Here is a 1,354-nt window from a genome sequence, read left to right as displayed (position 1 = left end):
GCGCAGGCTACAGGGCTGGCATGGCTATGCGCCCTGCCCCGCGTTCAGGTGAATTCGAACTGCTCGAAGCGGACACGGCGAGGCGTTTGGCCTTGCGCCTTCAAGCCCTTCAGGACCCCGTCCTTCAGGCCGGTTGGGCCACAGAACCACAGATCGGCTTGCCGGACTGCGAAAGGGGTGGCGCTGATCAGCCGCTCAGCCGTGAGCCTGCCATCGCGCGCCGTGACGAACACCTCGAAACTGAACCTCGGGTTGCGGGCAACCGCAGCGCGCAGCGTCTCTACGCCAATCGCTTCATCTTGTGTCGGAACGCAGTAGATGAGGTGAATGTCGCGACTCTCCGCCTCTGTCAGGCTTTCCGCCCAGGCGAGGAACGGCGTGATACCGATGCCGCCGGCAAGCCATATTTGGCGCGCACCGCCCTTGCGGAAATTGAACCGTCCATATGGCCCTTCGACCTGCACACGCGTTCCGGTCCGCAAGATGGCGGGCAGGCTTCGTGTCCAGCCACCCAAGCCCCGGATGGAGAACGTCAGGGTGCCGTCAGGGCGCGGGGCGCTGGCGATCGTGAAGGGGTGCGGCTCGGACAGTCCCGCCTCTGGCGCGCGGAAGAAGGCGAATTGCCCCGGCCGCCACCGCATGGCCCGCCCCTCGGGGCGGAGGGTCAAGGTGGTCGTGTCACCGGTCTGCCTGATCTGGCTGACGGTGAAGTCTCTACGCCGTAGGTGCGGAGCGAGCAACTCGGTGAAGATCCAGGCGACCACTCCGGCGATGCCGAAAGCATTCAGCACCAACATGAATGTCGGGTCTACCCCAGCAGGCATGTCGACAAAAAACTGGTGAAACACCACGATTGCAAAAAGGGCTCCCATGAAACGATGGCTGAACCGCCAGAGCTGATAGGGAATCTCGAGCCCGATGAAGGGCAATCTCCGGAACCAGCTGACAGCGACTAGGGCGAGAAGTGCGTTGAAGGCAAGTTCGCCCGCCTCTTCACCTAGGTCCCCAAGGGAGGTTTCACGCACCAAACGCTCGAAATCCGGCTCTATCTGCTGGTGCAGTATCATCAGGACCATCGCGGAAATGCCGAGCCATTTGTGGACCCGGTACATTCGATCGAGACCGCCGAACAATGGTTCCACCAGTGGCGGCCGTGCGGCGAGGATCAAGGTCTGTGCCATCGCGACAACTGCCGCGGCCCCGACGGCAATACCAAATGCTGCATCCGCACCATAAGGCGCATAGGTGTTCATCCCGAACAGAGCCGCCAGCAGGCATGGCAGCGCCACCAGCACCGGGCCCGTCAGGGCCAGAGGAGAGTTGAGGGAAAGCCGAGGGAGTGTGGGAAGGCCCG

General features: G+C 63.0%; 1 protein-coding gene. It reads right to left on the bottom strand.

Going from position 1 to position 1,354, the window contains the following annotated elements:
* Nucleotides 1-44: 44 nt before the first annotated feature.
* Nucleotides 45-1,354: ferredoxin reductase family protein (locus C8N42_RS21295; RefSeq protein ID WP_245890341.1), on the bottom strand; the 1,310-nt coding region annotated here is incomplete at its 5' end.

Source organism: Celeribacter persicus, from assembly GCF_003050785.1.
GTDB classification, from domain to species: Bacteria; Pseudomonadota; Alphaproteobacteria; order Rhodobacterales; family Rhodobacteraceae; genus Celeribacter; species Celeribacter persicus.
The sequence above is the reverse complement of the archived record's forward strand: the minus strand, read 5'-3'. Positions and strand labels throughout refer to the sequence as shown.